The organism is Kitasatospora sp. NPDC001664 (assembly GCF_053596675.1).
Genome location: NZ_JBSFGS010000002.1, coordinates 127,961 through 153,366, shown reverse-complemented (window position 1 = coordinate 153,366; position 25,406 = coordinate 127,961). Strand labels below are relative to the sequence as shown.

The following is a 25,406-nucleotide window of genomic DNA, read 5'->3' as shown; positions in this document are numbered from 1 at the left end:
CGCCGTCAGCCCTTCACCGCGCGGCGCAGCCGGCCGACCAGTCCGCCCCGGCGGGGGGCGGTGGCGGCGCGGACCTCGGCCCGGATCAGCCGGGCCAGCTCCTCGCGCTCGCCCGCCTGCTGGGGCACCGTCAGACCGGACTGCTGGCGGGCCACCGCCTTGCGCACGCCGTAGGAGAAGGCGGCCATCTTGACCAGCGGGCCGCCGAGGGTGGCGGCCACGGTGGAGGAGAGGGCGTTGGCGTTGGCGGCGGCGTCCTGCACGTTGGCGGTGATCTCGTCCACCCGCTCCAGCTGCTCGTTGGCGCTGCGCACGGCGGTGCCCGCGTCGGTCAGCAGCGGCACAGCCTGCTCGGTGACGGCGGCGACCAGCACGGTCGCCTCCCGGAGCACCTTGGAGAGCCGTACCAGGACGACCGCCAGCAGGGTGACCAGGACCGCCCAGAACACGGCCACCAACAGGCCGGCCAGCTCTCCCACGGACACCTTGTGCGCTCCCTCGCCGTCATCCCCACACTTCAGGGTTGAACCCTACCGCGATTCGGCAAGGAGATTACGTGCGGCACCCGGCTCGACCTGGGGCCGCGGCGGCGCTGCCTCCCCCGGCGGGGCAGGACGGCCGGCCCGGCCCGCCCGAGGCGGCCCTCGTAACCCCCCGCCCCGCCACCTCGTTGACGGGGTGGTCCGCAGGGTGCGGGCCCTTGCAGGCCACGGGGGCGGCTCAGTGTGCAGTGACTCACCCGGCCACCGGCTGCCCGCCGAGCTGACCAGCTTCGTCGGCCGGGAGGCCGAACTGGCGGATCTGGACGAGCTGTTGACGGCGGGTCGGCTGGTGACGGTGACCGGCCCCGGCGGGGTCGGCAAGACCAGGCTGGCCCTGCGCGCCGCGGCCGGGGCGGCCCGGCGGTACGCCGACGGGGTGCGGCTGGTGGAGCTGGCCGGGGTGCGCGGCCCGCACCTGCTGGGCCACGCGGTGCTGGAGGCGCTGCGACTGCCCGACTCCACCCCCCGGCAGCCGGAGGAGGTGCTGGTCGAGCAACTGGCCGACCGGGAGCTGCTGCTGGTGCTGGACGGCTGCGAACACCTGGTGGAGTCCTGCGCCGCACTGGCCGCCGCGCTGCTGCGGGCCGCCCCCGGGCTGCGGGTGCTGACCACCGGCCGGGAGGTGCTCGGGATCGCGGGCGAACACCTCCACCCCCTGGCGCCGCTGCCGGTGTCGGCGGAGCCGGGCCGGGTCCCGGCGGCGGTGCGGCTGTTCGCCGACCGGGCCGCCGCCGTGCTTCCGGGCTTCGAGCTGACCGAGCGCAACCTGGCCGAGGCCACCCGGCTCTGCCGCCGGCTGGACGGCATCCCGCTCGCGGTGGAGCTGGCCGCCGGGCGGCTGCGGGCGCTCTCGGTGGAGCAGATCACCGACCGGCTGGACGACCGCTTCCGGCTGCTGGTCGGCGGTTCGCGCAGCGGCCCGGAGCGGCACCGCACGCTGCGCACCACGATCGGCTGGAGTCATGAGCTCTGCACGCCGCAGGAACGTTTGCTCTGGGCCCGGCTCTCGGTCTTCACCGGCGGCTTCGACCTGGAGGCGGTCGAGTACGTGTGCGCGGGCGAGGGCCTGGCCGCCGAGGAACTCCTCGACCTGGTGGGCGAGTTGATCGCCAAGTCGGTGCTGCTGCGGGAGCAGGGCCCGCTCGGCGCCCGCTACCGGCTGCTGGACACCCTGCGCGAGTACGGCGCCGGCTGGCTGCGGGCGAGCGGCGAGGAGCAGCGCCTGCGCCGGCGCCACCGGGACTGGTACCTCGGGGTGGCCACCTGGGGCGAGGTCGAGTGGTTCGGCCCGCGGCAGCCGGAGACCGCCGAGCGGACCAGACTGGCCCACTCCAACCTGCGCGCCGCGCTGGAGTTCAGCCTGGCCGAGCCGGGCGAGGAGCAGCTGGCCCTGCTGCTGGCCGGCACCCTCTGGTACTACTGGGTCGGCTCCGGCCACCTGGGCGAGGGCCGGCACTGGCTGGACCGCGCGCTGGCGCTGGCCCCCGAGCCGACCGAGGCCCGGGCCAAGGCCCTCTGGGTGACGGGCTACCTGGCCACCCTCCAGGGCGACCTGCACCGGGCCCGCCCCGCCCTGGCCGAGTGCCACCGGCAGGCCGTGGAGACCGGGGACGACCGGGCGCTCGCCTACGCGGTGCACCGGCAGGGCTGCGCGGCCCTGATCGGCGACGAACTCGCGCGCGCCACCGAGCTGTTCGAAGAGGCGCTCTGGCACTACGAGGCGATCGGCGAGCTGAACAGCAACGTGCTGATGGCGATGTTCGAGCTCGGCGTGGCGCACCTCTTCCAGGGCGAGACCGAGCGCGGCACCATCTGGCTGGAGAAGGTCCGGGAGGTCTGCGAGGAGCACGGCGAGCAGTGGGCCTACGCCTACGGCCGCTACGCGATGGCGTACGCGGCCTGGCTCTCCGGCGAGCTGCGCCCGGCCCGCGCGCACGCCCGCGAGTGCGTGCGGCTGAACCACCTCTTCCAGGACCTGCTCGGCGTGGTGCTGGCGCTGGACGTGCTGGCGGTGCTGGAGACCGAGGGCCCGGACCCGGACCTGTACGAGGCGGCGGTGCTGCTCGGCGCGGCGCACCGGACCTGGCGGGCGGTCGGCAAGCCGTTCTGCGGCTCGACCACCTTCAACACCCCGCACCGCACCGGCCTGGAGCGGGCCAGGAGCGGTCTGACGGAGCAGGAGTTCGCCGAGGCCTTCGAGCTGGGCGTGGCCCTGGACCTGGACCGGGCGGCGGCCCGGGTGGCCTCAGGCCGTGCCGTGCGGGTGCCCCGGAACGGGCCGAGCCCCGCAGCCGGAAGGCTGCGGGGCTCGGCTGTGCCTGCGGCAGGTCAGCGCGAGTAGTACTCGACGACCAGCTGCTCGTCGCAGATCACGGGGACCTCACGACGCTGCGGGGCGCGGTCCAGGCGGAAGGCCAGGGCGCGGAGGTTGACCTCGAGGTACTTCGGGGTCTGGCCCTCGCCCGCGTTGCCACCCTCACGGGCGACGACGAACGGGGTCTTCTCCTTGCTACGGTCACGCACGGTGACGACGTAGCCCGGCTTCAGCTGGAACGACGGCTTGTTGACCTTGCCACCGTTGACCTCGATGTGGCCGTGGACGACCATCTGACGGGCCTGGTAGATCGTGCGGGCGATGCCCGAACGCAGGACCAGCGAGTCCAGACGGGTCTCCAGCAGGGCGACGAGCGCCTCACCGGTCTTGCCCTCGACCTTCTTCGCGTTCTCGAACGCGCGGGCCATCTGCTTCTCGCTCAGGTCGTACTGGGCGCGCAGACGCTGCTTCTCGGTCAGACGGACCTTGTAGTCAGAGTTCTGCTTGCGGCCACGGCCGTGCTGGCCGGGCGGGTACGGGCGGGCCTCGAAGTACTTGACGGACTTCGGGGTCAGCGGGATACCCAGCGCACGGGCAATCTTGACCTTGGGACGCTTCTGGTTCGCCATGGAACCATTACCTCTTTCAGTTGCGAATACGGCTTCACCAGGTGTTGACGGAGGTTGCTCCTCGCGACCCGGAGAAAAACCGCCCGCAGGACGGACGATCAGCCGCTCTCCGCAGCCGGGCACTACTGTGCTTGCACACGTTCGGCCCACCGCCGTGAGGTGGTGGGCTGCACGCGACACCGAAATCGGTGCGCAACGCTCCAGGAAGTCCGTGGAGGACTTCACGGCCATCGCCCCGCTGGTGCGGCCGGTCGGTCAGCCGAAGCTCACCGCCGGGCCCGGGACAAGGCACTCCGGGCAACTATACAGGCGTCACGACTCTCCCCTGAGCCGGCCCCTGGTCCACTCCACGGTGTCCGCGTACCGGGCCTCGCCGCCGCGCCTGGTCGGCTTGTAGTACTCCTTGCCGTGGACCGCGTCCGGCGCGTACTGCTGGCGGGCGATGCCCTCGGGCCGGTCGTGCGGGTACTGGTAGCCCTGGGCGTGGCCCAGCTTGGCCGCCCCCTTGTAGTGGCCGTCGCGCAGGTGCGGCGGCACCGCCCCGGCCAGGCCGGCCCGGACGTCGGCGAGGGCGGCGTCGATGGCCAGGTAAGCCGCGTTGGACTTGGGGGCCAGCGCCAGCGCGATGGCCGCCTGGCTGAGGATGATCCGGGCCTCCGGGAAGCCGATCAGGGCCACCGCCTGGGCCGCCGCCACCGCCGTCTGCAGGGCGGTGGGATCGGCCAGGCCGACGTCCTCGCTGGCCGAGATCATCAGCCGCCGGGCGATGAACCGCGGGTCCTCGCCGGCCTCGATCATCCGGGCCAGGTAGTGCAGGGTGGCGTCCACGTCGCTGCCCCGGATCGACTTGATCAGGGCGCTGGCCACGTCGTAGTGCTGGTCGCCGTCCTTGTCGTAGCGGACGGCCGCCTGGTTCACCGCCGTCTCGGTGGTGGCCAGGGTGATCTCCGCCTCGCCCTTCTCCAGCGCCGCCCCGGCCGCCGCCTCCAGGGTGGTGAGCGCCCGCCGGGCGTCCCCGCCGGCGAGGCGCACCAGGTGGTCCTCGGCCTCCTGACCGAGCGTCACCTCACCGCCCAGGCCGCGCTCGTCCTCCACCGCGCGGCGCAGCAGCGCCCGGACGTCCTCGTCGGTCAGCGACTCCAGGGTGAGCAGCAGCGAGCGGGAGAGCAGCGGGGAGATCACCGAGAAGTAGGGGTTCTCGGTGGTGGCGGCGATCAGGGTGACCCAGCGGTTCTCCACCGCCGGGAGCAGCGAGTCCTGCTGGGCCTTGGAGAAGCGGTGGATCTCGTCCAGGAAGAGCACCGTCTCCCGGCCGGACATGCCGACGGCGCGACGGGCGCCGTCGATCACCGCGCGGACCTCCTTGACCCCGGCGGTGATCGCCGAGAGCTCCACGAAGCGGCCCTCCACCGCCTGGCTGATCACGTGCGCCAGGGTGGTCTTGCCGGTGCCGGGCGGACCCCAGAGGATCACCGAGCTGGTCGCCGCCGGGCCGCGCGAGTTGGCCACCAGCCGGCGCAGCGGGGAGCCGTCCTTGAGCAGCTGCCGCTGCCCGGCCACCTCGTCGATGGTGCGCGGGCGCATCCGCACGGCGAGCGGGGCCCGCCCGGGCTCCTGGGCCTGGCGTTCCTCGGCGGCTGCGGTGAAGAGGTCCGGTTCCACGCTGTGAAGCGTATGCCAGAGCGCCGACGCTTCAGTCGGCCAGCTTCGCGGCGTGGTCGGGCACGTACTTCTGCAGGTCGCGCGGGGGCCGCTGGTAGCCGTGGCCCGGCGGACGGGCCGGCAGGTGCACGGAGGGCGGGCTGACCTCGTGGTACGGGACGGTGGACAGCAGGTGGGCGATCATGTTGATCCGGGCCCGGCGCTTGTCGTCGCTCTCCACCACGTGCCAGGGGGACTCGGGGATGTCGGTGTAGACGAACATCTCGTCCTTGGCCCGGGAGTACTCCTCCCACCGGGAGATCGACTCGGTGTCCATCGGCGACAGCTTCCAGCGCCGCATCGGGTCCTCCAGCCGGTCCCGGAAGCGCTTCTCCTGCTCGGTGTCGCTGACCGAGAACCAGTACTTGCGCAGCATGATCCCGGCCTCGATCAGCATCCGCTCGAAGGTCGGGCACTGGTGCAGGAACTGCCAGTACTCCTCCGGCGTGCAGAAGCCCATCACCTTCTCCACCCCGGCCCGGTTGTACCAGCTCCGGTCGAACAGCACGATCTCCCCGGCGGCCGGCAGCTGCTCCACGTACCGCTGGAAGTACCACTGGCTGCGCTGGCGCTCGGTCGGCGCCGGGAGTGCGGCGATCCGCGCCACCCGGGGGTTGAGGTACTCGGTGACCCGCTTGATCGCGCCGCCCTTGCCGGCCGCGTCCCGGCCCTCGAAGACCACCACCAGCCGGACGCCCTCGGCCCGCACCCACTCCTGGAGCTTGACCAGCTCGCCCTGGAGCCGGAGCAGCTCGCGCTCGTACGGCTTCTTCGGGAGCCTCGTCGTGCTGCTCGGCTTGGGGGACTTCGACGCCATCCGGCCCTCCGCTCACGGGTGCTGATGGGCACTCACGTTACGGCGGATCAGGCCCGGTCGCAGGTCGGCCGCGCACTGCGTGCGAACTCCGGGCGAACTGCGTGGGAACGGCGCGGGGCGCCCGGGACCGACCGTCCCCTGTGCTGCCGGTACCGGACCCCCCGCGACGGGTGGCCCACTCTGCCCCAGCCCCGGCGGGCCGGTCCAATTCCCGGTTCCATAACCTGACGGCATGGACATCGACACCCGGCTGCTCCGCTCCTTCGCGGCGGTCTACGAGGAGCGCCAGCTCACGGCCGCCGCTGCCCGGCTGCTGGTGTCCCAGCCCGCCCTCACCAAGCAGGTGCGCCAGCTGGAGGCCCTGCTCGGCGTCCAGCTCTTCGAGCGCACCCGGACCGGCGTGACGCCCACTCAGGCCGCCGAGGAGCTCGCCCGCCGGGCCCCCTCCCTGCTGGCCGGCTGGGACGGCGCCGTCCGCGCCGTCCGCCAGGCGGCCACCGAGGCCGAGGGAGTGCTCCGGGTCGGCTTCGAGGGGGCCACCGTCAACCTGATGAGCCTGGCCACCATGGCCGACTTCGAACGGCGGATGCCCGGCTGGCAGGCCCGGATGCGACAGAACAACTGGTTCGACGTCACCTCCGGCCTGGCGAGCGGCGAGATCGACCTCGCCCTCTGGCACGCCCCCGCCGACCTCTCCCCCGAGTTCGCCGGCGAACGCCTCGCCACCTCCCCCCGGCTCGCGGTCCTCCCCGTCTCCCACCCCCTGGCCGGCCGCGCGACCATCGACGTCACCGAGCTCTTCGACGACCCCTTCGTCGCCATCCCCGCCGAGGCCGGCTTCTGGCGCGACTACTGGCTCGGCTGCCCCGAACGCGGCGGCCGCCCGGCCCGGATCGGCGCCGTCGTCCACAACGCCGACGAATGGCTCGCCGCCGTCGCCTGCGGCCAGGGCATCGGCTTCGCCCCCTCGGCCATGAGCCGCCTCGCCTCCCGCCCCGACGTGGTCTACCGCGAGGTCACCGGCCTCTCCCCCAGCCACGTCGGCCTCTACTGGCTCCGCGACCGCCCGCTCACCGCGGCGATGGCCGCCTTCATCGAGAGCTGCCGCAGCACCTTCGAGCTGTAGGTACCGGCTTCCAGGCGCCACGAAGGTGCGTGAAGTGTACAGTTCTGTCATGAGCGATACGCTGCCGATCACCGAAGCGCGGGCCAAGTTCGGCTCGCTGGTACGCCGGGCCTCGCACAGCCGTGAGCGGATCATCATCACCGACCACGGCCAGCCCGCCGCCGTCCTCATCAACCCCCAGGAACTCGCCGACCTCGAGGACGCCCTCGCGCTGGCCCAGTACCGCGCCCGCCAGGCCGCCGGTACCGTCGTGACCGTCGCCCACGACGACGTCCGCACCCAGCTCGGCCTGGAGCGCGAGTGACCCACCGCGTCACCTGGGACGAGCACGCGATCAACGCCGCGGCCCGCTTCCTCAAGGACGACCCGGACGGCCTGCGCCAGGTCATGGACGCCGTCGACCTCCTGGCCGACGATCCCCGGCCGACCGGCTCCACCGCATACGGCTCACCCGACCTGCGCCGCATGCACGTCGGCCGCTACCGGGTGATGTACGAGATCGCCGACAGCACCGTGACGATCGTGATCGTCAACCTCGGCCGCGTGGCCTGACCTCCCTACCGCGGCCTGCTCACGAGGTGACGGCGGCGGTGATCCGGTCGACGTCGCCGCGTTCCGCGGGCGGGAGCGGGCCGCCGTTCGCCCGGCGGAGGGCGTCCGCCTCGGCCAGCAGGCGGGCGGCCTCGGCCGGGTCGGCGGCGAGGACGGCGGCTCCGGCCAGGCCCTCCAGGGAGAGTGCAACGGCTCGCTGATCGCCCAACTCCCTCGCGTACGACAGGCCTTGGCGGTGCAAGTCCGCTGCCTCGGCCGCCTGGCCGCGCAGCTCGGCGATGAAGCCGAGCTCGACGTGGAGGAGGTGCTTCCCGGCGAGGGACGACGGGTAGTCGTCGAGCATCGTGCGCAGGTGGCGCTCGGCCTCGTCGAGCTCGCCCGCTCGCCGAGCCCCCAGCGCCAGCCCCATCAGGGCGAACACCTCGCCGTACAGGTAGCCCTGGGCCACCGCCGCCTGGCGGGCGCGCTCGTGCAGCTCGCGGGCCCGGTCCCAGTCACCGGCCAGCAGGGCCAGCCGGCCCAGGCCGCCGAGCCGGGCGGAGACCTCGGCGGCCAGGCCGAGCCCCTCGGCGAGGGCCAGGCCCTCGGTCTGGAGCGTGGCCGCGGCGGTGTGGTCCCCGGCGATCTCGGCCAGTGCGGCGAGCACCGGGACGGTCTGCAACTCGCCCCAGCCGTCGCCCAGCTGACGGAAGGCCAGGGCGGCCGCTCGGCCGTCCCGCCCGGCTGCCTCCAGGTCGCCTGCCACCAGGGCGGTGACGGCCAGCAGGGCCCGGACGGCGGCCGTGCCCCAGGCGTCGTCCGCCGCCTCGCAGAGCTCCAGGGCCCGGCCGGCGACCTCCCGTGCGGTCACCGGGTCGCCGGCGTGGTGCAGGCCGTAGCCGTGCAGCCAGAGCGCCCGCCCGTGCCGTCCCGGGTCGGGCGTCACCCCGACCGGCCCCTCCCCGCCGGGTTTCTGGTGACCCGTCAGCATCGCGAACGCGCCGTACTGGAGCCGGAGTTCGACCTCCCCCGGGGCCCCGGGCGGCAGCCGGTCGAGAACGGTGGCGAGGGTGGTGCGGGCCTCGTGCAGGCGGCCGCGCAGCAGCCACCACGGGGCGAGCGCGGCGGCCTGCCGGGCGGCGCCGGACGGGTCCGCACGGTGGAGTGCGGCGTGCAGGTTGGCGGCGTCGGCGTCCAGCCGGGCCAGCCACTCGCGCTGGTGCGGGCCGCGCAGTGCGGGTTCGGCCCGGACCGCCAGGTCGGCGTAGTGACGGGCGTGGCGGTCAGCCGTGGGGCCCAACTCCCCCGCCTCGTGGAGGCGTTCGCGCGCGTAGGCGGCCACCGATTCGAGCAGGTGGTAGCGCGGGCCGTCGGCTCCGTGCACCGCGTCGACCAGCGAGCGGTCCACCAGCCGGCCGACCAGGTCGAGGACCTCCCACTCGGGTGTGCCGTCCGCCGCGCAGACCGCCTCGGCGGCCGCCAAGGTGCACCCCGCCACGGGGACGGAGAGCCGTCTCAGCACGGCGCGTTCGGACTCGGTGAGCAGGTCCCAGCTCCAGTCGATCACCGCGCGCAGGGTCTGCTGCCGGGCCGGCAGCCCGCGCTGCCCGGAGGCCAGCAGCCGGAACCGGTCGCCCAGCCGGTCCGCCAACTCCCGTACGCCCATGGACCGGACCCGGGTCGCGGCCAGCTCCAGGGCGAGCGGCAGGCCGTCCAGGCGGCCGCAGATCAGCTCCACGGCCTCCCTGGTCCGGGCGTCCTGCGGGCTCGCCCCGAAGCCCGGGGCGGCAGCGGTGGCGCGCTCCGTGAACAGCCGTGCGGCGTCGGCGGGTTCGAGCGGGGTGACGGGGTGGAGGGTCTCCTCCGGGAGGCGCAGCGACTCCCGGCTGGTGGCCAGTACCCGCAGGCCGGGCGCCACCGCCAACAGCTCGGCGACCAGCGCGGCGGCCGCGTCGATCACGTGCTCGCAGTTGTCCAGGACCAGCAGCGTCCGCCGCCCCCGCAGCGCGGCGGCCAGCGAGGCGGCGGCCGAGTCGGGCGCCAGCGGCATCGCGGCCTGCTGGACGCCCAGGGCGGCGGCCACCGGCTGGGCCAGGTCGGCCGTGCCGACGGGCAGCGGGCCGAGCTCCACCAGCCGGACGTCCTCCCGCGGATCCTCCGACAGCCGGTGGGCGAGGGCCAGCGCGAGCCGGGTCTTGCCCACCCCGCCGGGGCCGGTGAGCGTCACCAGCCGCTCACCGCGCACCAGTCGGAGGAGCCGCTCCAGCGCCGGGCCACGCCCGACCAGCCCCGTCCGCGGCACCGGCAGCACCGCCGCACCGACACCCGTCGGCACGGCCGCCCCACCACCGAGCTCCGCCGGTGCTGGCAGCAGCGCCGGGTCCTGCCGCAGGATCGCCGCGTGCAGGGCCGTCAGCTCCGGTCCCGGATCGATGCCCAACTCCTCGGCCAGCAGCGCCCGCAGCTCCCCGTACGCGGCGAGCGCCTCCCCCTGCCGCCCCGCCCGGTACAGCGCCCGCAGCTGCACCGCGCGCAGCCGCTCCCGCAGCGGGTGACGGTCCACCAGTTCGGCGAGCCCGCCCACCAGCAGCGGATCGCCCGCCGCCAGCCGGGCCTCGGCCCGCTCCTCCTCCGCCGACAGCCGCTCCTCCGCGAGCCGCTGCACCGCCGCCCGGGCGAACTCCTCGTCACCGAAGTCGGCGTACGGCTCGCCGCGCCACAGCTCCAGTGCCGCACCCAGGGCCGTCGCCCGCTCCCCGGGGTCCACCATCAGCCGCGCCCCGGCCGTCCGGGTGCGGAAGGCGCCCGCATCGAGCTCGCCCTCCGCCAACTCCAGCCGGTACCCGGCCGGTTGGTGGGTGACCCGATCACGCCCGATCGCCCGGCGCAGCTGGGAGACCTTGGCCTGGAGGGCGTTGGCGGGGTTGCCCGGCAGGGCGTCGCCCCAGAGGGCGTCCACCAGCCGGTCGGTCGGCACGGCCCGTCCCCCGTGGACCAGCAGCACCGCCAGCAGCGTCCGCACCTTGGCCTCGGGGACCGGCACCACCGCACCGTCCGCGTCCCACACCGCCAGCGGACCGAGCACCCCGTACCTCATGCGGCCCACCCTACACAGCCAAGATCATCAGCCCGCCGTCAGCGGACCGTCAGTGCTCCCGAAGCGAGTTGAGCGATCGTCAGGCCAACGGAACGAGAGACCTCCCGAGGAGCCAGCCATGACCAGCACCGACCTCTTCCAGCCCGCCCGTCTCGGCGCGCTCCGCCTCGCCAACCGCCTGGTGATGGCCCCGATGACCCGCAACCGGGCCGACTCGCAGGGCGTCCCGACCGAGCTGATGGCCACCTACTACGCCCAGCGCGCCACCGCCGGCCTGATCATCGCCGAGGCCGCCACCCCCAACCCGGTCGGCGCCACCTACCCCGACATCCCGGCCATCCACGACGAGACCCACGTCGCCGGCTGGCGGCGCGTCACCGAGGCCGTCCGGGCCGAGGGCGGGCAGATGTACCTGCAGCTCCAGCACGGCGGCCGGGTCGGCCACCCGGAGACCACCGGGCTGCACCCGCTCGCGCCCTCCCCCGTCCCGCTGCCCGGCACGATCTTCACCCCGTCCGGACACCAGGAGACCGTGGTGCCGCGGGAGATGACGGAGCAGGACGTCCGCGACACCGTCGCCGACTTCGCCGCAGCCGCGCGCCGCGCCGTGGAGGCGGGCTTCGCCGGGGTCGAGGTGCACTCCGCCAACGGCTACCTGCTGCACCAGTTCCTCTCCTCGCACACCAACCGCCGCACCGACGGCTACGGCGGCTCCGTCGCGAACCGGATCCGCTTCACCGTCGAGGTGGTGCGCGCGGTCGCCGAGGCCATCGGCCCGGAGCGGGTCGGCGTCCGGATCGCCCCCGGCGTGACCGCCAACGGCATGGCGGAGGACGACGTCGAGGAGGTCTACCCGGCCCTGGTCGAGGCGCTGGCCGGGCTCGGCGGCCTCTCCTACCTGCACGTGGTCTTCGCCGATCCGGAGCAGCCGCTCTTCCACGCCCTGCGCCGCGCCTGGCCGGGCACCCTGATCGCCAACCCGGTGCTCCCCTGGCCCGGCCCGCTCCCGGTGGACGGCGGCCGCGCCGCCGGCGAGCGGCTGCTCGCCGCGGGCGCCGACCTGATCGCGCTCGGCCGCGCCTTCCTGGCCAACCCCGACCTGGTCGCCCGGCTGCGCACCGGCGCACCGCTGAACCCGATCCGGGACGCCCACCTGATGTACGTCGGCGGGGCGACGGGCTACACCGACTACCCCGCGCTGGAGCCGGCCGGGACCGGGGCGGGACGCTGAACCCTCACGGCCGGGACGGCGGGACGGCCAGGGTGGGTGCATCCGACCCTGACGGAGGATCACCATGGCCACCGCCCCGCCCACCCGGAACGACCACGGCCAGGACGTGGACCCGCACGACCTGGACCTGGTCGCCTTCCGCTCCGACCCCACCCGGCGGGCCCGCGACTCGCTGTTGGCCGTCAACGCCGGGATGCGCAGCGCCTACGCGACCCTGAAGGCCGACCTCACCCCGCACCTCGGCCCGGTGATCGTGGTGGAGAACGACTCCCGGGGCGGCCGCTACACCCTGATCCACCGGGGCGAGCGGGAGAGTCTGCACCCGGTGGCCGAGGAGTTCGAACTCGCCAAGTCCATCGCCCACGTCCCGCTCGGCGTCTTCTCGATCCTCGCCCCGTACCTGAGCGGACCGACCGGGGCGGCCGGCTGGGCCGGGCCGCTGCGGGAGTTCGCCGGGACGCTCGGCACGGCCCGCCGCCTCCTCGAAGCGGCGCGGCTGCCGCAGGAGTTGGAGGCCTCCTCGCGGCGGATCCTGGACGCGGCGGTGGAGTTCGCGGAGACCTCCACGGCCCGGGACGGCTTCACCGTCGAGTCCTTCACCGAGTTCACCGGCTCCGTCTACGCCGACATCCGCACCAACATGGCGCACGCCGCCCGGGCCCAGATCGCCGGGGTCGGCCGCCTGATGCGGCGCTGGCGGCAGCGGGTCGGCGAGCGGGAGTGGCCGGACCTCTACGTGGTGGTGCTCTCGATCTGGACCACCGCCGTGCTCAACCAGAACAGCATCGTCATCCGGCGCTTCCTCGACCCGGCCCGGGCCGACGACCACCTGCTCGACATCACCACCGCCCAGCTCCCGGCCGACCCGGTGGCCACCGCGCTGGACAACCTGGCCCGGATCGTCCAGGACAACGTCGCCGCCGAACTGGTCTTCCCGGTCGACCAGGAGGTGGCCGACGCCCTCAAGGGCCAGGAGGACCTGCTCTCGGAGACCATCCTGGAGCAGCTCTCCTGCCCCTACCGGGGCCGGGCCGCGTGAGTCGGCGGGCGGCCGTCGGGCTGGTCCTGCTGGCCGCCGACCTGCGGGCCGCCTTCACCGCACTCCCCCCGCTGCTGCCGGCCCTCGGCCTCGGCGGGGCCGCCGCGAGCGCCCTCACCACCCTGCCCGTGCTCTGCCTGGCCCTGGTCGCCCCGTTCGCCGCGCCGCTCGCCCGCCGCTTCGGCAGCTCCGCGACGGTGGCCGCCGCCCTGGCGCTGCTGACGGCGGGTCAACTCCTCCGGGGCCTCCCCGCCACCGCCGCCCTGTTCGCCGGTACCGCCCTGGCGGGCGCGGGCATCGCGGTCGGCAACGTCCTGCTCCCCGCCGTGGTCAAGCAGCGGTTCCCCGGCCGGACCGGCCCCGCCACCGGCCTGGCCATGGCCGCGATGTCCGGCACCGCCGCCCTCGCCGCCGCGCTGGCCGTCCCCCTGGCCCGCGCCACCGGCCCGCACGCGGCCCTCGCCCTCTGGGCCGTGCCGTCCCTCGCGGCCGCCCTGCTCTGGAGGCGGGGGCACGAGGCAGACGGGCCGCCTCGGGGGCGCGGGGAACTGCGCGCTGCGGAAGGTTCGGACCTGTCTGCCGGGTACGGGCGCTCACCTGCACGTGAATCTCCGTACCCGGCACGCGGGTCGTGTTCTTCCGCAGCGCGCCGTTCCCCGCGCCCCCGGGGCGCTGCCCTGGCCCTGTCCGTCGCCGGCTTCCTCGGGCTGGTCTCGCTGATGTTCTACGTCCTGACCGCCTGGCTCCCCACCCTGATGCGGGATCAGGGGCACGGCGCCGCCGAGGCCGGGGCGATGCTCTCGGTCTTCCTGCTGGTCGGCATCCCGCTGGGGTTCGCCGCTCCGGTGCTCGCCGCCCGGCTGCCGGACCAGCGCCCGCTGGCCGCCGCCGTCTCCGCCGCCACCGCCCTCGGACTGGCCGGGCTGCTGCTGGCACCGCGGGCGGCCTGGCTCTGGGTGGTGCTGCTCGGGGTGGCCAACGGCATCGGGTTCCCGCTCGCCGTCACCCTGCTGGGCCTGCGCACCCCGGACCCGGCCACCGCCACCCGGCTCTCCGGGCTGGCCCAGACGGCGGGCTACGGGCTGGCCGCCCTCGGCCCGCTGACGGTGGGTCTGCTGCACACCGTCACCGGCGGCTGGACGGCACCGCTGCTCCTGCTGCTGGCGCTCGTCCTGCCGGAAGCGGCCCTCGGTCTGGCCGCCTCCCGTCGAGGCCTACTCACGCTCAGAACGAGCCGAACGGCTCCGGGTAGCGGCAGTGCCCGCTCGGCGTGGAGCCGTTGGCCCCCGGCAGGCGGAGCGCCTGGAAGTACTCGGCGGGCACCTCGAAGGGCCCGGTCACCGCGTGCTCGGCGGCCGGCGTGAAGCCGAACTGCCCGTAGTAGGACGGATCCCCGAGCACCACGACCAGCTGCTCGCCCGCCGCCGCCGCGGCCTCCAGCACGGCCCGCACCAGCAGCTGCCCGACCCCCTGCCGCTGCCACTCGGGCGCGACCGCCACCGGGGCGAGCGCCAGTGCCTCACCGCCGCCGACCTCCAGCCGGGTCAGCAGGGCGTGGCCGACCACCAGGTCCCGCTCGTCCACCGCGACCACCGAGAGCTCCGGCAGCCAGGCGTGGTCGCGGCGCAGCGCGTCGACCAGGTCGGCCTCGTCCGGGCCGGGGAACGCGGCCATGTGCACCCGTCTGGTCGCGGGCGCGTCCTCGGGGAGCTCGACTCTGGTGCTGACGGTCATCGGTGTTCCTTCCACGCCATTGTGGACGACGGAGCGGCCCCGGCAGTTGCGACGAGTCGCATCCACCGGGGCCACGATGTTACTGAAGCCTCGTCAGGACTCCTTCGGGGCCTCCGACTTGGCGGCCGCGGCCGTCTCCGACTTCGGCTTGGCGTCGACACCGGCCTCCCGGCGCTGGGCCGGGGTGATCGGGGTCGGGGCGCCGGTCAGCGGGTCGCCGCCGGTCGAGGTCTTCGGGAACGCGATGACGTCACGGATGGTGTCGTACCCGCCGAGGAGGGTGACGATGCGGTCCAGGCCGAAGGCGACGCCACCGTGCGGCGGCGGGCCGTAGTTGAAGGCGTCCAGCAGGAAGCCGAACTGCGACTGGGCCTCCTCCTCGCTGAGGCCGATCGCGTCGAACGCCCGCTTCTGCACGTCCCGCTGGTGGATACGGATCGAACCGCCGCCCAGCTCCGAGCCGTTGAGCACCAGGTCGTAGGCGTTGGAGAGCGCCGAGCCCGGGTCGGTGTCGAAGGTGGCCAGCGACTCGGCGGTCGGGGCGGTGAAGGGGTGGTGCACCGCGTGCCAGCCCTGGAACTCGCCCTTGTCGTCCTCGATCGGCTCGAACATCGGGAAGTCGACCACCCAGAGGAAGGCCCACTGCGACTCGTCGATGAGCTCGCAGCGGCGGCCGATCTCCAGACGGGCGGCGCCGAGCAGCTCCTGCGAGGCGGTCTTCTTGCCGGCCGCGAAGAACACCGCGTCGCCCGGCTTGGCGCCGGCCGCGGCGGCCAGGCCGGCCAGGTGCTCCTCGGAGAGGTTCTTGGCCACCGGGCCGCGCAGCTCGCCGGTCTCGGCGTCCACCAGCACGTAGGCCAGGCCGCGGGCGCCGCGCGCCTTGGCCCAGTCCTGCCAGGCGTCCAGCTGCTTGCGCGGCTGTGAGGCGCCACCGGGCATCACCACGGCGCCGACGTACGGGGCCTGGAAGACCCGGAACTCGGTGCCCGCGAAGTACTCGGTGAGGTCGGTGAGCTCCTGGCCGAAGCGCACGTCCGGCTTGTCCGAGCCGTAGCGGTTCATCGCGTCGGCGTAGGTCATCCGGGGCAGCGGGCTGGGCAGCTCGTAGCCGTGGACCTCGGACCAGATCCGGGAGACGACCTTCTCGCCGAGGGCCAGGATGTCCTCCTGGTCGACGAACGAGGCCTCGATGTCCAGCTGGGTGAACTCCGGCTGCCGGTCGGCGCGGAAGTCCTCGTCGCGGAAGCAGCGGGCGATCTGGTAGTACCGCTCCATGCCGGCCACCATCAGCAGCTGCTTGAACAGCTGCGGCGACTGCGGCAGGGCGTACCAGTGGCCCGGCTGCAGGCGGACGGGCACCAGGAAGTCGCGGGCGCCCTCGGGGGTGGAGCGGGTGAGGTACGGGGTCTCGATGTCGAGGAAGTCGTTCTCCTCCATCACCGTGCGGATGATGTGGTTGACCTTCGAGCGCAGCCGCAGCGCGCGGGCCGGGCCCTCGCGGCGCAGGTCCAGGTAGCGGTACCGGAGGCGGACCTCCTCGTTGACCGTGCCCGGCTCGTACTCGGCGACCTGGAAGGGCAGCGCGGCGGCCTCGGAGAGGACCTCCAGCGCGCCCACCACGACCTCGATCTTGCCGGTCGGGATCTCCGGGTTCTCGTTGCCCTCGGGGCGGACCCGGACCTCGCCGACGACCTTGACGCAGTACTCGGAGCGCAGGTCGCCGATGGCCTCCAGGTCACGGGCGACGATCTGCACGGTGCCGGAGGCGTCCCGGAGGTCGATGAAGGCGACGCCGCCGTGGTCGCGGCGGCGGGCGACCCAGCCGGCCAGGGTGACGGTGGTGCCGGCGTGCTCCGCGCGGAGCGTGCCCGCGTCGTGCGTGCGGATCACAGCTGCTTCTCCTTCAGGGTGGTGACGAGTGCTTCGAGGGCGACGGGGCTCTGCTCGCCGGAGGTCATGTCCTTCAACTGGACGACGCCCTCGGCGAGATCGCGGTCCCCGGCGACCAGGGCGAAGCGGGCGCCGCTACGGTCGGCGGACTTCATGGCGTTCTTGATGCTCTTGACGCCGAAGGCGAGGTCGGTGGCGATGCCGGCCCGGCGCAGCTCGGTGACCTTGCCGAACAGCACGGCCTTGGCCTCCTCGCCGAGCGCCACGGCGTACACCTCGGTGGTGACCGGCAGGTCGAGGGTCACGCCCTCCGCCTCCAGCGCCAGGTAGGTGCGGTCCACGCCCAGGCCCCAGCCGACCGAGGGCAGGGCCGGACCGCCGAGCATCTCCGACAGGCCGTCATAACGCCCGCCGCCGCCGATCGCGGACTGCGCCCCGAGGCCGAAGTGCACGAACTCGAAGGTGGTGCGGGTGTAGTAGTCCAGGCCGCGGACCAGCTTGGGGTCCTGCTCGTACGCCACCCCGGCGGCGGTCAGCAGCGCGCGGACCTGCTCGTCGTAGGACGTGCAGTCCTCGCAGAGGTAGTCGCGGAGCATCGGCGCGTCGGTGAGCTGGGCCTGCACCGACTCGCGCTTGTCGTCGAGCACCCGGAGCGGGTTGATCTCGGCGCGGCGGCGGGTCTCCTCGTCCAGGTCGAGCCCGGAGAGGAAGTCGACCAGCGCGGCGCGGTAGACCGGGCGGCACTGCCTGTCGCCCAGCGAGTTGACCAGCAGCTTGTAGTTCCGCAGGCCGAGCGCCTTGAAGGCGTCGTCCGCCAGGATCATCAACTCGGCGTCCAGCGCCGGGTCCTCGGCCCCGATCGCCTCGGCGCCGATCTGCGAGAACTGGCGGTAGCGGCCCTTCTGGGCCCGCTCGTAGCGGTAGAAGTTGCCCGAGTACCAGAGCTTCACCGGCAGGTTGCCCTGCTTGTGCAGGTTGGCCTGGAGGGCCGCGCGGACCACGGAGGCGGTGCCCTCGGGGCGCAGACCGAGCTCGTCGCCGCCCTTGGTGGTGAGGGTGTACATCTCCTTGGTGACGATGTCGGTGGACTCGCCGACGCCGCGGGAGAAGAGCTTGATGTCCTCGAAGACCGGGGTCTCGATGTAGCCGTACCCGGCCCGGCGCAGCGGGGCGCTCAGCTGGTCGCGGACGGCCAGGAACTCGGCGGAGTTGGTGCCCGGCAGCAGGTCGTAGGTGCCCTTGGGGGCGGTGAAGGTGCTCAACTTCTCTTCCGTCACATTCCTCGTCGCGGGAAGGCCGGAGCGCCGTGCGCTCCCGCCGCCTGCCTGAGGTAGGGGTTGGTCGCGCGCTCGCGGCCGATGGTGGTCTGGCCGCCGTGGCCGGAGAGGACCACGGTGGAGTCGTCGAGGGGCAGGCACACCCGGGCCAGCGAGCGCAGGATCGCCTCGCCGTCTCCCCCCGGGAGGTCGGTACGCCCTACCGAGCCGGCGAACAGCAGGTCACCCGAGAAGAGCACCGGTGGGATGTCTTCGCTCGAGGGCGTCCGGAAGGTCACCGACCCCTTGGTATGGCCGGGGGCGTGATCCACCGTCAGCTGGAGGCCGGCCAGGTCCAGGACCGCGCCGTCGGTCAACTCCCGCACGTCGTCCGGCTCGCCGACCGTGATCGAGCCCATGATCTGCTGCCCGAGCGCACGGCCGAGGCCGCGTGCCGGGTCGGTCATCATGTAGCGGTCCTCGGGGTGGATCCAGGCGGGCACGTTCCGCGCGCCGCAGACCGGCACCACCGAGGCGATGTGGTCGATGTGTCCGTGGGTGAGCAGCACGGCGACGGGCTTCAGCCGGTGCTCCCGGATCAGGTCCTCGACGCCCTGGGCGGCCTCGTGCCCGGGGTCGACGATCACGCACTCCTCACCGGCTGCCGGTGCGACCAGGTAGCAATTGGTGCCCCAGGCTCCGGCGGGAAATCCGGCGACGAACAACGTGTTTCCTCTCCATCGGGTAACGGACCATTACGAGTCATCCCGCAGCCTACCGGCGCCACCGCACGGGTTCCTAACCGGTTGTCGACGCAATCGTGACCTGTCGGCCCGCACGGCTGATCTCGTACTTACACACGAGGTCCCTACACTTGGCCGCCGACGGGTGCGATGATCCGTCCCTAGATACCGACCAAGACGTCCATTCCTCAGGAGACACGCCCGGTGGTCACCAGCGAACAGCGGCGGCGGCAGCTCGCCCGCGAGAAGTACGAGCGCCAGGCGGAGCGCCGGGCCGAGGCCCAGAAGAAGGCCCGTCAGCGCAACGCGATCGTCGGCGGCTCGCTGGCCGTCGTGCTGATCGCCGCCGGCGGCGCCTGGGCCGGCGGCCTCTTCGACTCGGACCCGAAGAAGGAGCCCTCGGCGCAGGCCGCGCCGACCGCTCCCGCGCCCACCCCGGTGGACGTCAAGGGCTGCACCGCCCCGGCCGAGGGCAAGCCCAACGGCAAGCAGTGGAAGACCGAGCCGGCCATGTCGCTGGACGCCAAGGCCGCCTACACCGCCGTGCTGAAGACCAGCTGCGGCGACGTGACGGTCTCCCTGGACGCCGCCAAGGCCCCCAAGACGGTCAACTCCTTCGCCTTCCTGGCGGGCGAGCAGTACTTCGACCACGTGAAGTGCCACCGCCTCACCACCGAGGGCATCTACGTGCTCCAGTGCGGTGACCCGACCGGCACCGGCTCCGGCGGCCCGGGCTACCAGTTCCCGGACGAGAACCTCACCGGCGCCACCTACCCGGCCGGCACCCTGGCGATGGCCAACGCGGGCCCGGGCACCAACGGCAGCCAGTTCTTCCTGGTCTACAAGGACACCCAACTGCCCCCGAACTACACGCCGTTCGGCAAGATCACCGGCGGTCTGGACGTGCTCACCAACATCGCCGCCGGCGGTGTGAAGGGCGGTGGGGGCGACGGCGCCCCCAATGCCAACGTGGTGCTCAACGCGGTGACCACCACCAAGTCCTGAGCCCCGACGGCGCCGCGCCCGGCCACCGGGCGCGGCGCCGTGACGATCCGCCCGGCCCGGATTACGGACAACGCCGGTGCTGGTCGCCTATCTTGCTTCTTGTATAGGGTGCCCTGACCGTCGGCCGTCACCCTCGGCACCGAACCCCGACGGCCCGGACGGCGGACTCCATCGGTCCGCCGCACATCAACTGTGGACGACGTACCGCCCCCGGAAGGGGTGCGGCGTCATGTGGAGGAGGCGCGCTGTGAGCAGCGACCCGTGGGGCCGTGTCGACGAGCAGGGGACCGTCTACGTCAGGACCGCCGATGGCGAGCGCGTCGTCGGCTCCTGGCAGGCGGGCTCCCCCGAGGAGGCCCTCGCCTACTTCGAGCGCAAGTACCAGGGCCTGTCGGCCGAGATCGGGCTGCTGGAGCACCGGGTCCGCAAGACCGACCTGGCCGCCAAGGACGCCCAGACCGCCCTCGACCACCTGCGCGAGCAGGTCACCGAGGCGCACGCGGTCGGCGACCTGGCCGCGCTCGCCCAGCGCCTGGAGACCCTGGCCGGTGAGGTCGAGACCCGCCAGACCGAGCGCAAGGCGGCCCGGGCCAAGGCCCAGGAGGAGACCCGCGCGGCCAAGGAGAAGCTGGTCGCCGAGGCCGAGCAGCTGGCCGAGTCCACCCAGTGGCGCGAGGCCGGGGACCGGCTGCGCGCGCTGGTGGACAACTGGAAGGCGCTGCCCCGGCTGGACCGCAAGAGCGACGACGAGCTGTGGCACCGCTTCTCGCACGCCCGCTCGGTCTTCTCCAAGCACCGCAAGGCGCACTTCGCCACCCTGGACGCCGAGCGCGACCAGGCCAAGGCGGTCAAGGAGCGCCTGGTGGCCGAGGCCGAGGCGCTCTCCAGCTCGACCGAGTGGGGCGACACCGCCGCCGCCTACCGGGACCTGATGGCCCGTTGGAAGGCCGCCGGCCGCGCCCAGCGGGACGCGGAGGAGGAGCTGTGGGCACGCTTCCGGGGCGCCCAGGACGTGTTCTTCCAGGCGCGCTCCTCGGTCTTCAGCGAGCGTGACGCCGAGCAGGGCGAGAACCAGAAGCTCAAGGAGGCCCTGCTGGTCGAGGCCGAGGCGATCCTGCCGGTCACCGACCTCAAGGCCGCCAAGGCCGCGCTGCGCGAGGTCTCCGAGCGCTGGGAGGCCATCGGCCACGTCCCGCGCGACGCCAAGCCCCGCCTGGACGCCCGGCTGAACACGGTCGAGCGGGCGGTCCGCGAGGCCGAGGACGCCGAGTGGCAGCGCTCCAACCCGGAGGCCAAGGCCCGTGCCACCGGCATGACCGCCCTGCTCCAGGCCGCCGTGGACAAGCTGCAGGCCGACCTGGACAAGGCCCGCGCCGCCGGGAACGCGTCCAAGGTCGCCAAGCTGGAGAACGAGCTGGCGGGCCGTCAGGCCCTGCTCGACCAGGCCCAGAAGAGCCTGGAGGAGTTCAGCGGCTGATCCTCCGCCGACCGCACGTCAGAAGGGCCCCACCGCCTCGGCGGTGGGGCCCTTCCGTCGTTCCGGTGCCTACCGGCGGGCCGAGGTGACCCGGTAGACGTCGTACACGCCCTCGACCCCGCGGACCGCCTTGAGCACGTGCCCGAGGTGCTTCGGGTCGCCCATCTCGAAGGTGAAGCGGCTCATCGCCACCCGGTCCCGGGAGGTCTGCACCGCCGCCGACAGGATGTTGACGTGCTGGTCGGAGAGCACCCGGGTGACGTCCGAGAGCAGGCGGGAGCGGTCCAGCGCCTCCACCTGGATGGCCACCAGGAAGACCGAGGACTGGGTCGCGGCCCACTCGACCTCGATCATCCGCTCCGGCTGCTGGGAGAGCGCCTCGACGTTGACGCAGTCCGCCCGGTGCACCGAGACGCCGTTGCCCCGGGTGACGAAGCCGACGATCGGGTCGCCCGGCACCGGCGTGCAGCAGCGGGACAGCTTGACCCAGACGTCGTCCACGCCCTTGACGATGACCCCGGGGTCACCCTTGGCCCGGCGCCGGGTGGCCCGGTTCTGATGGGCCGTCGGGGTGGCGGTCTCGGCCAGGTCGTCGGTCGCGCCCTCCTCGCCGCCGAGCGCCTGAACCAGCTTCTGGACGATGTTCTGCGCCGCGACGTGGCCCTCGCCGATCGCCGCGTAGAACGAGGAGATGTCCGGGTAGCGCATCTCGTGCGCCAGGGTGACCAGCGAGTCGCCGGTCAGGATCCGCTGGATCGGCAGGCCCTGCTTGCGCATCGCCCGGACGATCGCCTCCTTGCCCTGCTCGATCGCCTCCTCACGGCGTTCCTTGGAGAACCAGGCCTTGATCTTGTTCCGGGCGCGCGGCGACTTGACGAAGCCCAGCCAGTCCCGGGACGGGCCCGCGTTCTCCGCCTTGGAGGTGAAGACCTCCACGGTGTCGCCGTTCTCCAGCGTCGACTCCAGCGGCACCAGCCGGCCGTTGACCCGTGCTCCTATGCAGCGGTAGCCGACCTCGGTGTGCACCGCGAAGGCGAAGTCCACCGGGGTGGCCCCGGCGGGCAGCGCTATCACGTCACCCTTGGGGGTGAAGACGAAGGTCTCGTTGTTGGAGAGGTCGAAGCGCAGCGACTCCAGGAACTCGCTCGGGTCCTCGGTCTCCTTCTGCCAGTCCAGCAGCTGCCGCAGCCAGGCCATCTCGTTGACGGCCCCGGCCTTGTCGTCCTTGCGGACCTGGGTCGGCGTGTCGGTGCGCACCTTGGAGGCGCCGGCCACCGCGCGCTGCTTGTACTTCCAGTGCGCGGCGATGCCGTACTCCGCGCGGCGGTGCATGTCGAAGGTGCGGATCTGCAGCTCGACCGGCTTGCCGCCCGGACCGATCACCGTGGTGTGCAGCGACTGGTACATGTTGAACTTCGGCATCGCGATGTAGTCCTTGAACCGGCCGGGGACCGGGTTCCACCGCGCGTGGATGGTGCCGAGCGCCGCGTAGCAGTCGCGGACGGTGTCCACCAGGACCCGGATGCCGACCAGGTCGTAGATCTCGGCGAAGTCGCGGCCGCGCACGATCATCTTCTGGTAGACCGAGTAGTAGTGCTTCGGACGGCCCGTCACCTGCGCGGTGATCCGGGCGCTCCGCAGGTCGCCCTGGACCTGGTCGATCACGGTGGCCAGGTACTCGTCCCGCTTGGGGGCGCGCTCGGCCACCAGACGCACGATCTCGTCGTACATCTTGGGGTAGAGGATCGCGAAGGCGAGGTCCTCCAGCTCCCACTTGATGGTGTTCATGCCCAGCCGGTGCGCCAGCGGGGCGTAGATCTCCAGCGTCTCGCGGGCCTTCTTCTCCTGCTTCTCCCGCTTGAGGTACCGCATGGTCCGCATGTTGTGCAGCCGGTCGGCCAGCTTGATCACCAGGACCCGGGGGTCCTTGGCCATCGCGACCACCATCTTGCGGACGGTCTCGGCCTGCGCGGCCTCGCCGAACTTCACGCGGTCCAGCTTGGTGACGCCGTCCACCAGCAGGGCCACCGAGTCGCCGAAGTCCCGGCGCAGGGTCTCCAGGCCGTAGTCGGTGTCCTCGACGGTGTCGTGCAGCAGACCCGCCATCAGGGTGGGCGCGTCCATCCCGAGTTCGGCCAGGATGGTGGCCACGGCCAGCGGGTGGGTGATGTACGGGTCGCCGCTCTTGCGCTTCTGACCGCGGTGCCACTTCTCCGCCACCGCGTAGGCGCGCTCGATGTCGCGCAACAGGGCCGGGTCGGCCTTCGGGTCCTGGGCCCGGATGGTCCGGAACAGCGGCTCCAGCACCGGGTTGAGCACGGTGGAGCGCTGACCGCCGAGGCGGGCGAGGCGGGCCCGCATGCCGCCGGTGGCCGAGGGCTTGGGCGTGGCGGGCGCCGGGGGCACAACCTCGTCGGGCAAGGACGACTCCTCGTGGTGCGGTTGGGGTTTCATGGTACCGAGTGGTTAAACCTTTGGGGGCGCGGGGAACTGCGCTGCCAACCATGCACCTCCGTAGAGGGCTGGTCGCGCCCCGCGGCGGAGCCGCAGATGTCAGTTCCCCGCGCCCCCGGTATGACCAGTTCTCAGACCGTGACGAGCGTCTCGAGCGGAGCCCCGTTCAGGTGCGGCGTCAGCCGCTCGCGGCCCGGCAGGAAGCTCAGCTCCATCAGGACCACCACGCCGGCCAGCTCGGCCCCGGCCTGCTGGACCAGGTCGAGCGAGGCCGCGATGGTCCCGCCGGTGGCCAGCACGTCGTCGACGACCAGCACCTTCTCGCCCGGCGCGAAGGCGTCGCACTGCACCTCGAGGGTGGCCGACCCGTACTCCAGGTCGTACGACTTGGCGAACACCTCGCCGGGCAGCTTGCCCTTCTTGCGGATCGGCACGAAGCCGAGCCCGGCCGCGTACGCCGCCGGGGCGGCGAGCACGAACCCCCGTGCCTCCAGACCGACCACCTTCGTCGCCCCGAGCTCCGCCGCCCGGGCAGCCAGCGCCCGGGTGAGGGCGCCGAACGCCTCGGCGTCGGCCAGCAGCGGCGCGATGTCCTTGAACAGCACGCCCGGCTTGGGGTAGTCGGGGACGTCCTTGATCCGGCTGTTGAGCAGCTCGGCCAGGGCGGGGTCGGGAGAGGTCACGGGGGTCCTTGTCGTCAGTGCTTGCCGGACGGACGTCCCCGGGTGCGGGACTTGCTGACCGGCTGGTTGCGCTGTCCGACCATACCCGCTGAGTCGTCGTCACCCTCGTTGGCCGACAGCTCCTCGCCGGCCTCCTCGACGGTGGGGTTCTCCGCGGTGGCCTTGGCGTCGGCCGCCCGGCGGGCGGCGACCTTCTTGGCCAGCGCGCGCATCTCGGGGGTGGCCTCCTTGAGCTGCGCGTAGAGCGGGGTCGCGACGCAGATCGAGGAGTAGGCACCGGCCGCGAGGCCGATGAACAGGGCCAGCGAGATGTCGTTCAGGGTGCCGGCGCCCAGGATGCCGCCGCCGATGAAGAGCAGCGCGGCGACCGGGAGGAGCGCCACCACGGTGGTGTTGATCGAGCGGACCAGGGTCTGGTTCAGACCGGCGTTGGCCGCCTCGCTGAAGGTGACCTTGTTCTGCCGGGTGATGCCCTTGGCGTTCTCCTTCACGGTGTCGAAGACGACGACCGTGTCGTAGAGCGAGTAGCCGAGGATGGTGAGGAAGCCGATCACGGTGCCCGGGGTGACCTCGAAGCCGACCAGGGCGTAGACGCCGATGGTGATCAGGAGGTCGTGGATCAGGGCGACCAGGGCGGCGATGGCCATCCGCCACTCGAAGGCGATGGCCAGGTACACGGTGACCAGCACCATGAAGATGACCAGGCCGAGCAGCGCCTTCTTGGAGATCTCCTCGCCCCAGCTGGGGCCGATCACCTGGGCGTTGATCTCGTTGGCCGGGACGGCCAGGTCCTTGGAGAGCTCGGCGATGAAGGTCTCCGCCGGGATCTGCTCCTCGGCCGAGATCTGGATCTTGACCGCGCCCTTGTCGGTGGACTGCACCAGGGCCTTGGTGTCGTGCAGGATCGAGTCGGCCGCGGACTGGGCCTGGGAGACCGTCAGACCCGGCTTGGTGACCGTGTAGACCGAGCCGCCCTCGAACTCGATGCCGAGCTTGAGGCCCATGGCCAGGCCGATGCCGGCCACCAGGACGATGACGGCGGAGATGCTGTACCAGAGCTTGCGCCGGCCGACGAAGTCGAAGCTGACCTCGCCCTGGTAGAGACGGTGACCGAGGTTGCTGAAGCGTGACATCGCG

The 25,406-nt window shown here is 73.0% G+C and carries 20 protein-coding genes and 1 pseudogene; 9 read left to right on the top strand and 12 right to left on the bottom strand.

Going from position 1 to position 25,406, the window contains the following annotated elements; all coding sequences use genetic code 11:
- Positions 1-5: 5 nt before the first annotated feature.
- Complete coding sequence (locus tag ACWCYY_RS03085) at positions 6-485, bottom strand: DUF948 domain-containing protein (protein ID WP_345279035.1); 480 nt, start codon at positions 483-485, stop codon at positions 6-8.
- Positions 486-723: 238 nt separating this feature from the next.
- Here ACWCYY_RS03085 and ACWCYY_RS03080 point away from each other — a divergent pair, with 238 nt between their 5' ends.
- Positions 724-2,883: an ATP-binding protein gene (locus ACWCYY_RS03080; protein WP_449794906.1), complete on the top strand. Its 2,160-nt coding sequence runs from the start codon at positions 724-726 to the stop codon at positions 2,881-2,883.
- Here the strand turns inward: ACWCYY_RS03080 and rpsD are convergent.
- From rpsD to ppk2, 3 genes are all read right to left on the bottom strand, one after another.
- Positions 2,871-3,485 (bottom strand): 30S ribosomal protein S4, encoded by a 615-nt coding sequence (gene rpsD, locus ACWCYY_RS03075; RefSeq protein WP_345279029.1) that lies wholly within the window; start codon positions 3,483-3,485, stop codon positions 2,871-2,873. The two genes, ACWCYY_RS03080 and rpsD, sit on opposite strands and share 13 nt — an antisense overlap.
- Before the next feature lie 312 nt (positions 3,486-3,797).
- Positions 3,798-5,147 (bottom strand): replication-associated recombination protein A, encoded by a 1,350-nt coding sequence (locus tag ACWCYY_RS03070; RefSeq protein WP_449794905.1) that lies wholly within the window; start codon positions 5,145-5,147, stop codon positions 3,798-3,800.
- Positions 5,148-5,178: 31 nt separating this feature from the next.
- Positions 5,179-6,003, bottom strand: coding sequence for a polyphosphate kinase 2 (ppk2, locus tag ACWCYY_RS03065; RefSeq protein ID WP_345279025.1), 825 nt, complete (start codon positions 6,001-6,003; stop codon positions 5,179-5,181).
- Positions 6,004-6,235: 232 nt separating this feature from the next.
- Between ppk2 and ACWCYY_RS03060 the strand changes: the two genes are divergently transcribed.
- Genes ACWCYY_RS03060 through ACWCYY_RS03050 form a run of 3 tightly spaced genes read left to right on the top strand, consistent with a single transcriptional unit; the run spans position 6,236 to position 7,681 of the window.
- The gene (locus tag ACWCYY_RS03060; protein ID WP_449794904.1) at positions 6,236-7,129 is read left to right on the top strand and encodes a LysR family transcriptional regulator; all 894 of its coding nucleotides are present in this window, start codon (positions 6,236-6,238) and stop codon (positions 7,127-7,129) included.
- A gap of 49 nt (positions 7,130-7,178) precedes the next feature.
- Entirely contained in the window at positions 7,179-7,433 is a 255-nt protein-coding gene (locus ACWCYY_RS03055; RefSeq protein ID WP_449794903.1) for a type II toxin-antitoxin system Phd/YefM family antitoxin, read from the top strand.
- The gene (locus ACWCYY_RS03050; RefSeq protein ID WP_449794902.1) at positions 7,430-7,681 is read left to right on the top strand and encodes a type II toxin-antitoxin system RelE family toxin; all 252 of its coding nucleotides are present in this window, start codon (positions 7,430-7,432) and stop codon (positions 7,679-7,681) included. The genes ACWCYY_RS03055 and ACWCYY_RS03050 overlap by 4 nt, the downstream gene beginning before the upstream one ends.
- A 19-nt stretch (positions 7,682-7,700) precedes the next feature.
- Here the strand turns inward: ACWCYY_RS03050 and ACWCYY_RS03045 are convergent, their stop codons facing one another.
- Complete coding sequence (locus ACWCYY_RS03045) at positions 7,701-10,757, bottom strand: BTAD domain-containing putative transcriptional regulator (RefSeq protein WP_449794901.1); 3,057 nt, start codon at positions 10,755-10,757, stop codon at positions 7,701-7,703.
- A 118-nt stretch (positions 10,758-10,875) separates the two neighbouring features.
- Here ACWCYY_RS03045 and ACWCYY_RS03040 point away from each other — a divergent pair, with 118 nt between their 5' ends.
- The 3 genes and pseudogenes from ACWCYY_RS03040 to ACWCYY_RS03030 form a co-directional block, all read left to right on the top strand.
- Positions 10,876-11,988, top strand: coding sequence for an alkene reductase (locus tag ACWCYY_RS03040; RefSeq protein ID WP_345279016.1), 1,113 nt, complete (start codon positions 10,876-10,878; stop codon positions 11,986-11,988).
- 64 nt (positions 11,989-12,052) lie between these two features.
- A complete protein-coding gene (locus ACWCYY_RS03035; RefSeq protein ID WP_449794900.1) occupies positions 12,053-13,027 on the top strand; it encodes a hypothetical protein in 975 nt (324 codons plus the stop codon).
- Positions 13,024-14,115: pseudogene (locus ACWCYY_RS03030) on the top strand (MFS transporter); the annotation flags it as partial. The gene ACWCYY_RS03035 and the pseudogene ACWCYY_RS03030, both read left to right, overlap by 4 nt.
- 136 nt (positions 14,116-14,251) lie before the next feature.
- Here the strand turns inward: ACWCYY_RS03030 and ACWCYY_RS03025 are convergent.
- From ACWCYY_RS03025 to ACWCYY_RS03010, 4 genes are all read right to left on the bottom strand, one after another.
- A complete protein-coding gene (locus ACWCYY_RS03025) occupies positions 14,252-14,761 on the bottom strand; it encodes a GNAT family N-acetyltransferase (RefSeq protein ID WP_345279012.1) in 510 nt (169 codons plus the stop codon).
- Between the two features lie 93 nt (positions 14,762-14,854).
- The gene (aspS, locus tag ACWCYY_RS03020; RefSeq protein ID WP_345279010.1) at positions 14,855-16,651 is read right to left on the bottom strand and encodes an aspartate--tRNA ligase; all 1,797 of its coding nucleotides are present in this window, start codon (positions 16,649-16,651) and stop codon (positions 14,855-14,857) included.
- Positions 16,648-17,913 carry a histidine--tRNA ligase gene (gene hisS / locus ACWCYY_RS03015; protein ID WP_449794899.1) on the bottom strand — a complete coding sequence of 422 codons (1,266 nt, stop codon included), beginning with the start codon at positions 17,911-17,913 and terminating at the stop codon, positions 16,648-16,650. Before hisS ends, aspS begins: the two co-directional genes overlap by 4 nt.
- Before the next feature lie 11 nt (positions 17,914-17,924).
- Positions 17,925-18,632, bottom strand: a complete 708-nt coding sequence (locus tag ACWCYY_RS03010) for an MBL fold metallo-hydrolase (RefSeq protein ID WP_345279006.1) — start codon at positions 18,630-18,632, stop codon at positions 17,925-17,927.
- Between the two features lie 222 nt (positions 18,633-18,854).
- On the opposite strand from ACWCYY_RS03010, the gene ACWCYY_RS03005 reads away from it, so the two are divergent.
- Positions 18,855-19,655, top strand: a complete 801-nt coding sequence (locus tag ACWCYY_RS03005) for a peptidylprolyl isomerase (protein ID WP_345279004.1) — start codon at positions 18,855-18,857, stop codon at positions 19,653-19,655.
- Positions 19,656-19,902: 247 nt separating this feature from the next.
- Positions 19,903-21,132 carry a DUF349 domain-containing protein gene (locus ACWCYY_RS03000; protein WP_345279002.1) on the top strand — a complete coding sequence of 410 codons (1,230 nt, stop codon included), beginning with the start codon at positions 19,903-19,905 and terminating at the stop codon, positions 21,130-21,132.
- 69 nt (positions 21,133-21,201) lie between these two features.
- Here the strand turns inward: ACWCYY_RS03000 and ACWCYY_RS02995 are convergent, their stop codons facing one another.
- From ACWCYY_RS02995 to secF, 3 genes are all read right to left on the bottom strand, one after another.
- Positions 21,202-23,586, bottom strand: coding sequence for a RelA/SpoT family protein (locus ACWCYY_RS02995; protein ID WP_380150339.1), 2,385 nt, complete (start codon positions 23,584-23,586; stop codon positions 21,202-21,204).
- 131 nt (positions 23,587-23,717) lie between these two features.
- Positions 23,718-24,269 (bottom strand): adenine phosphoribosyltransferase, encoded by a 552-nt coding sequence (locus ACWCYY_RS02990; RefSeq protein WP_449794898.1) that lies wholly within the window; start codon positions 24,267-24,269, stop codon positions 23,718-23,720.
- A 14-nt stretch (positions 24,270-24,283) separates the two neighbouring features.
- The gene (secF, locus tag ACWCYY_RS02985) at positions 24,284-25,402 is read right to left on the bottom strand and encodes a protein translocase subunit SecF (protein ID WP_345278998.1); all 1,119 of its coding nucleotides are present in this window, start codon (positions 25,400-25,402) and stop codon (positions 24,284-24,286) included.
- Between the last annotated feature and the right edge of the window lie 4 nt (positions 25,403-25,406).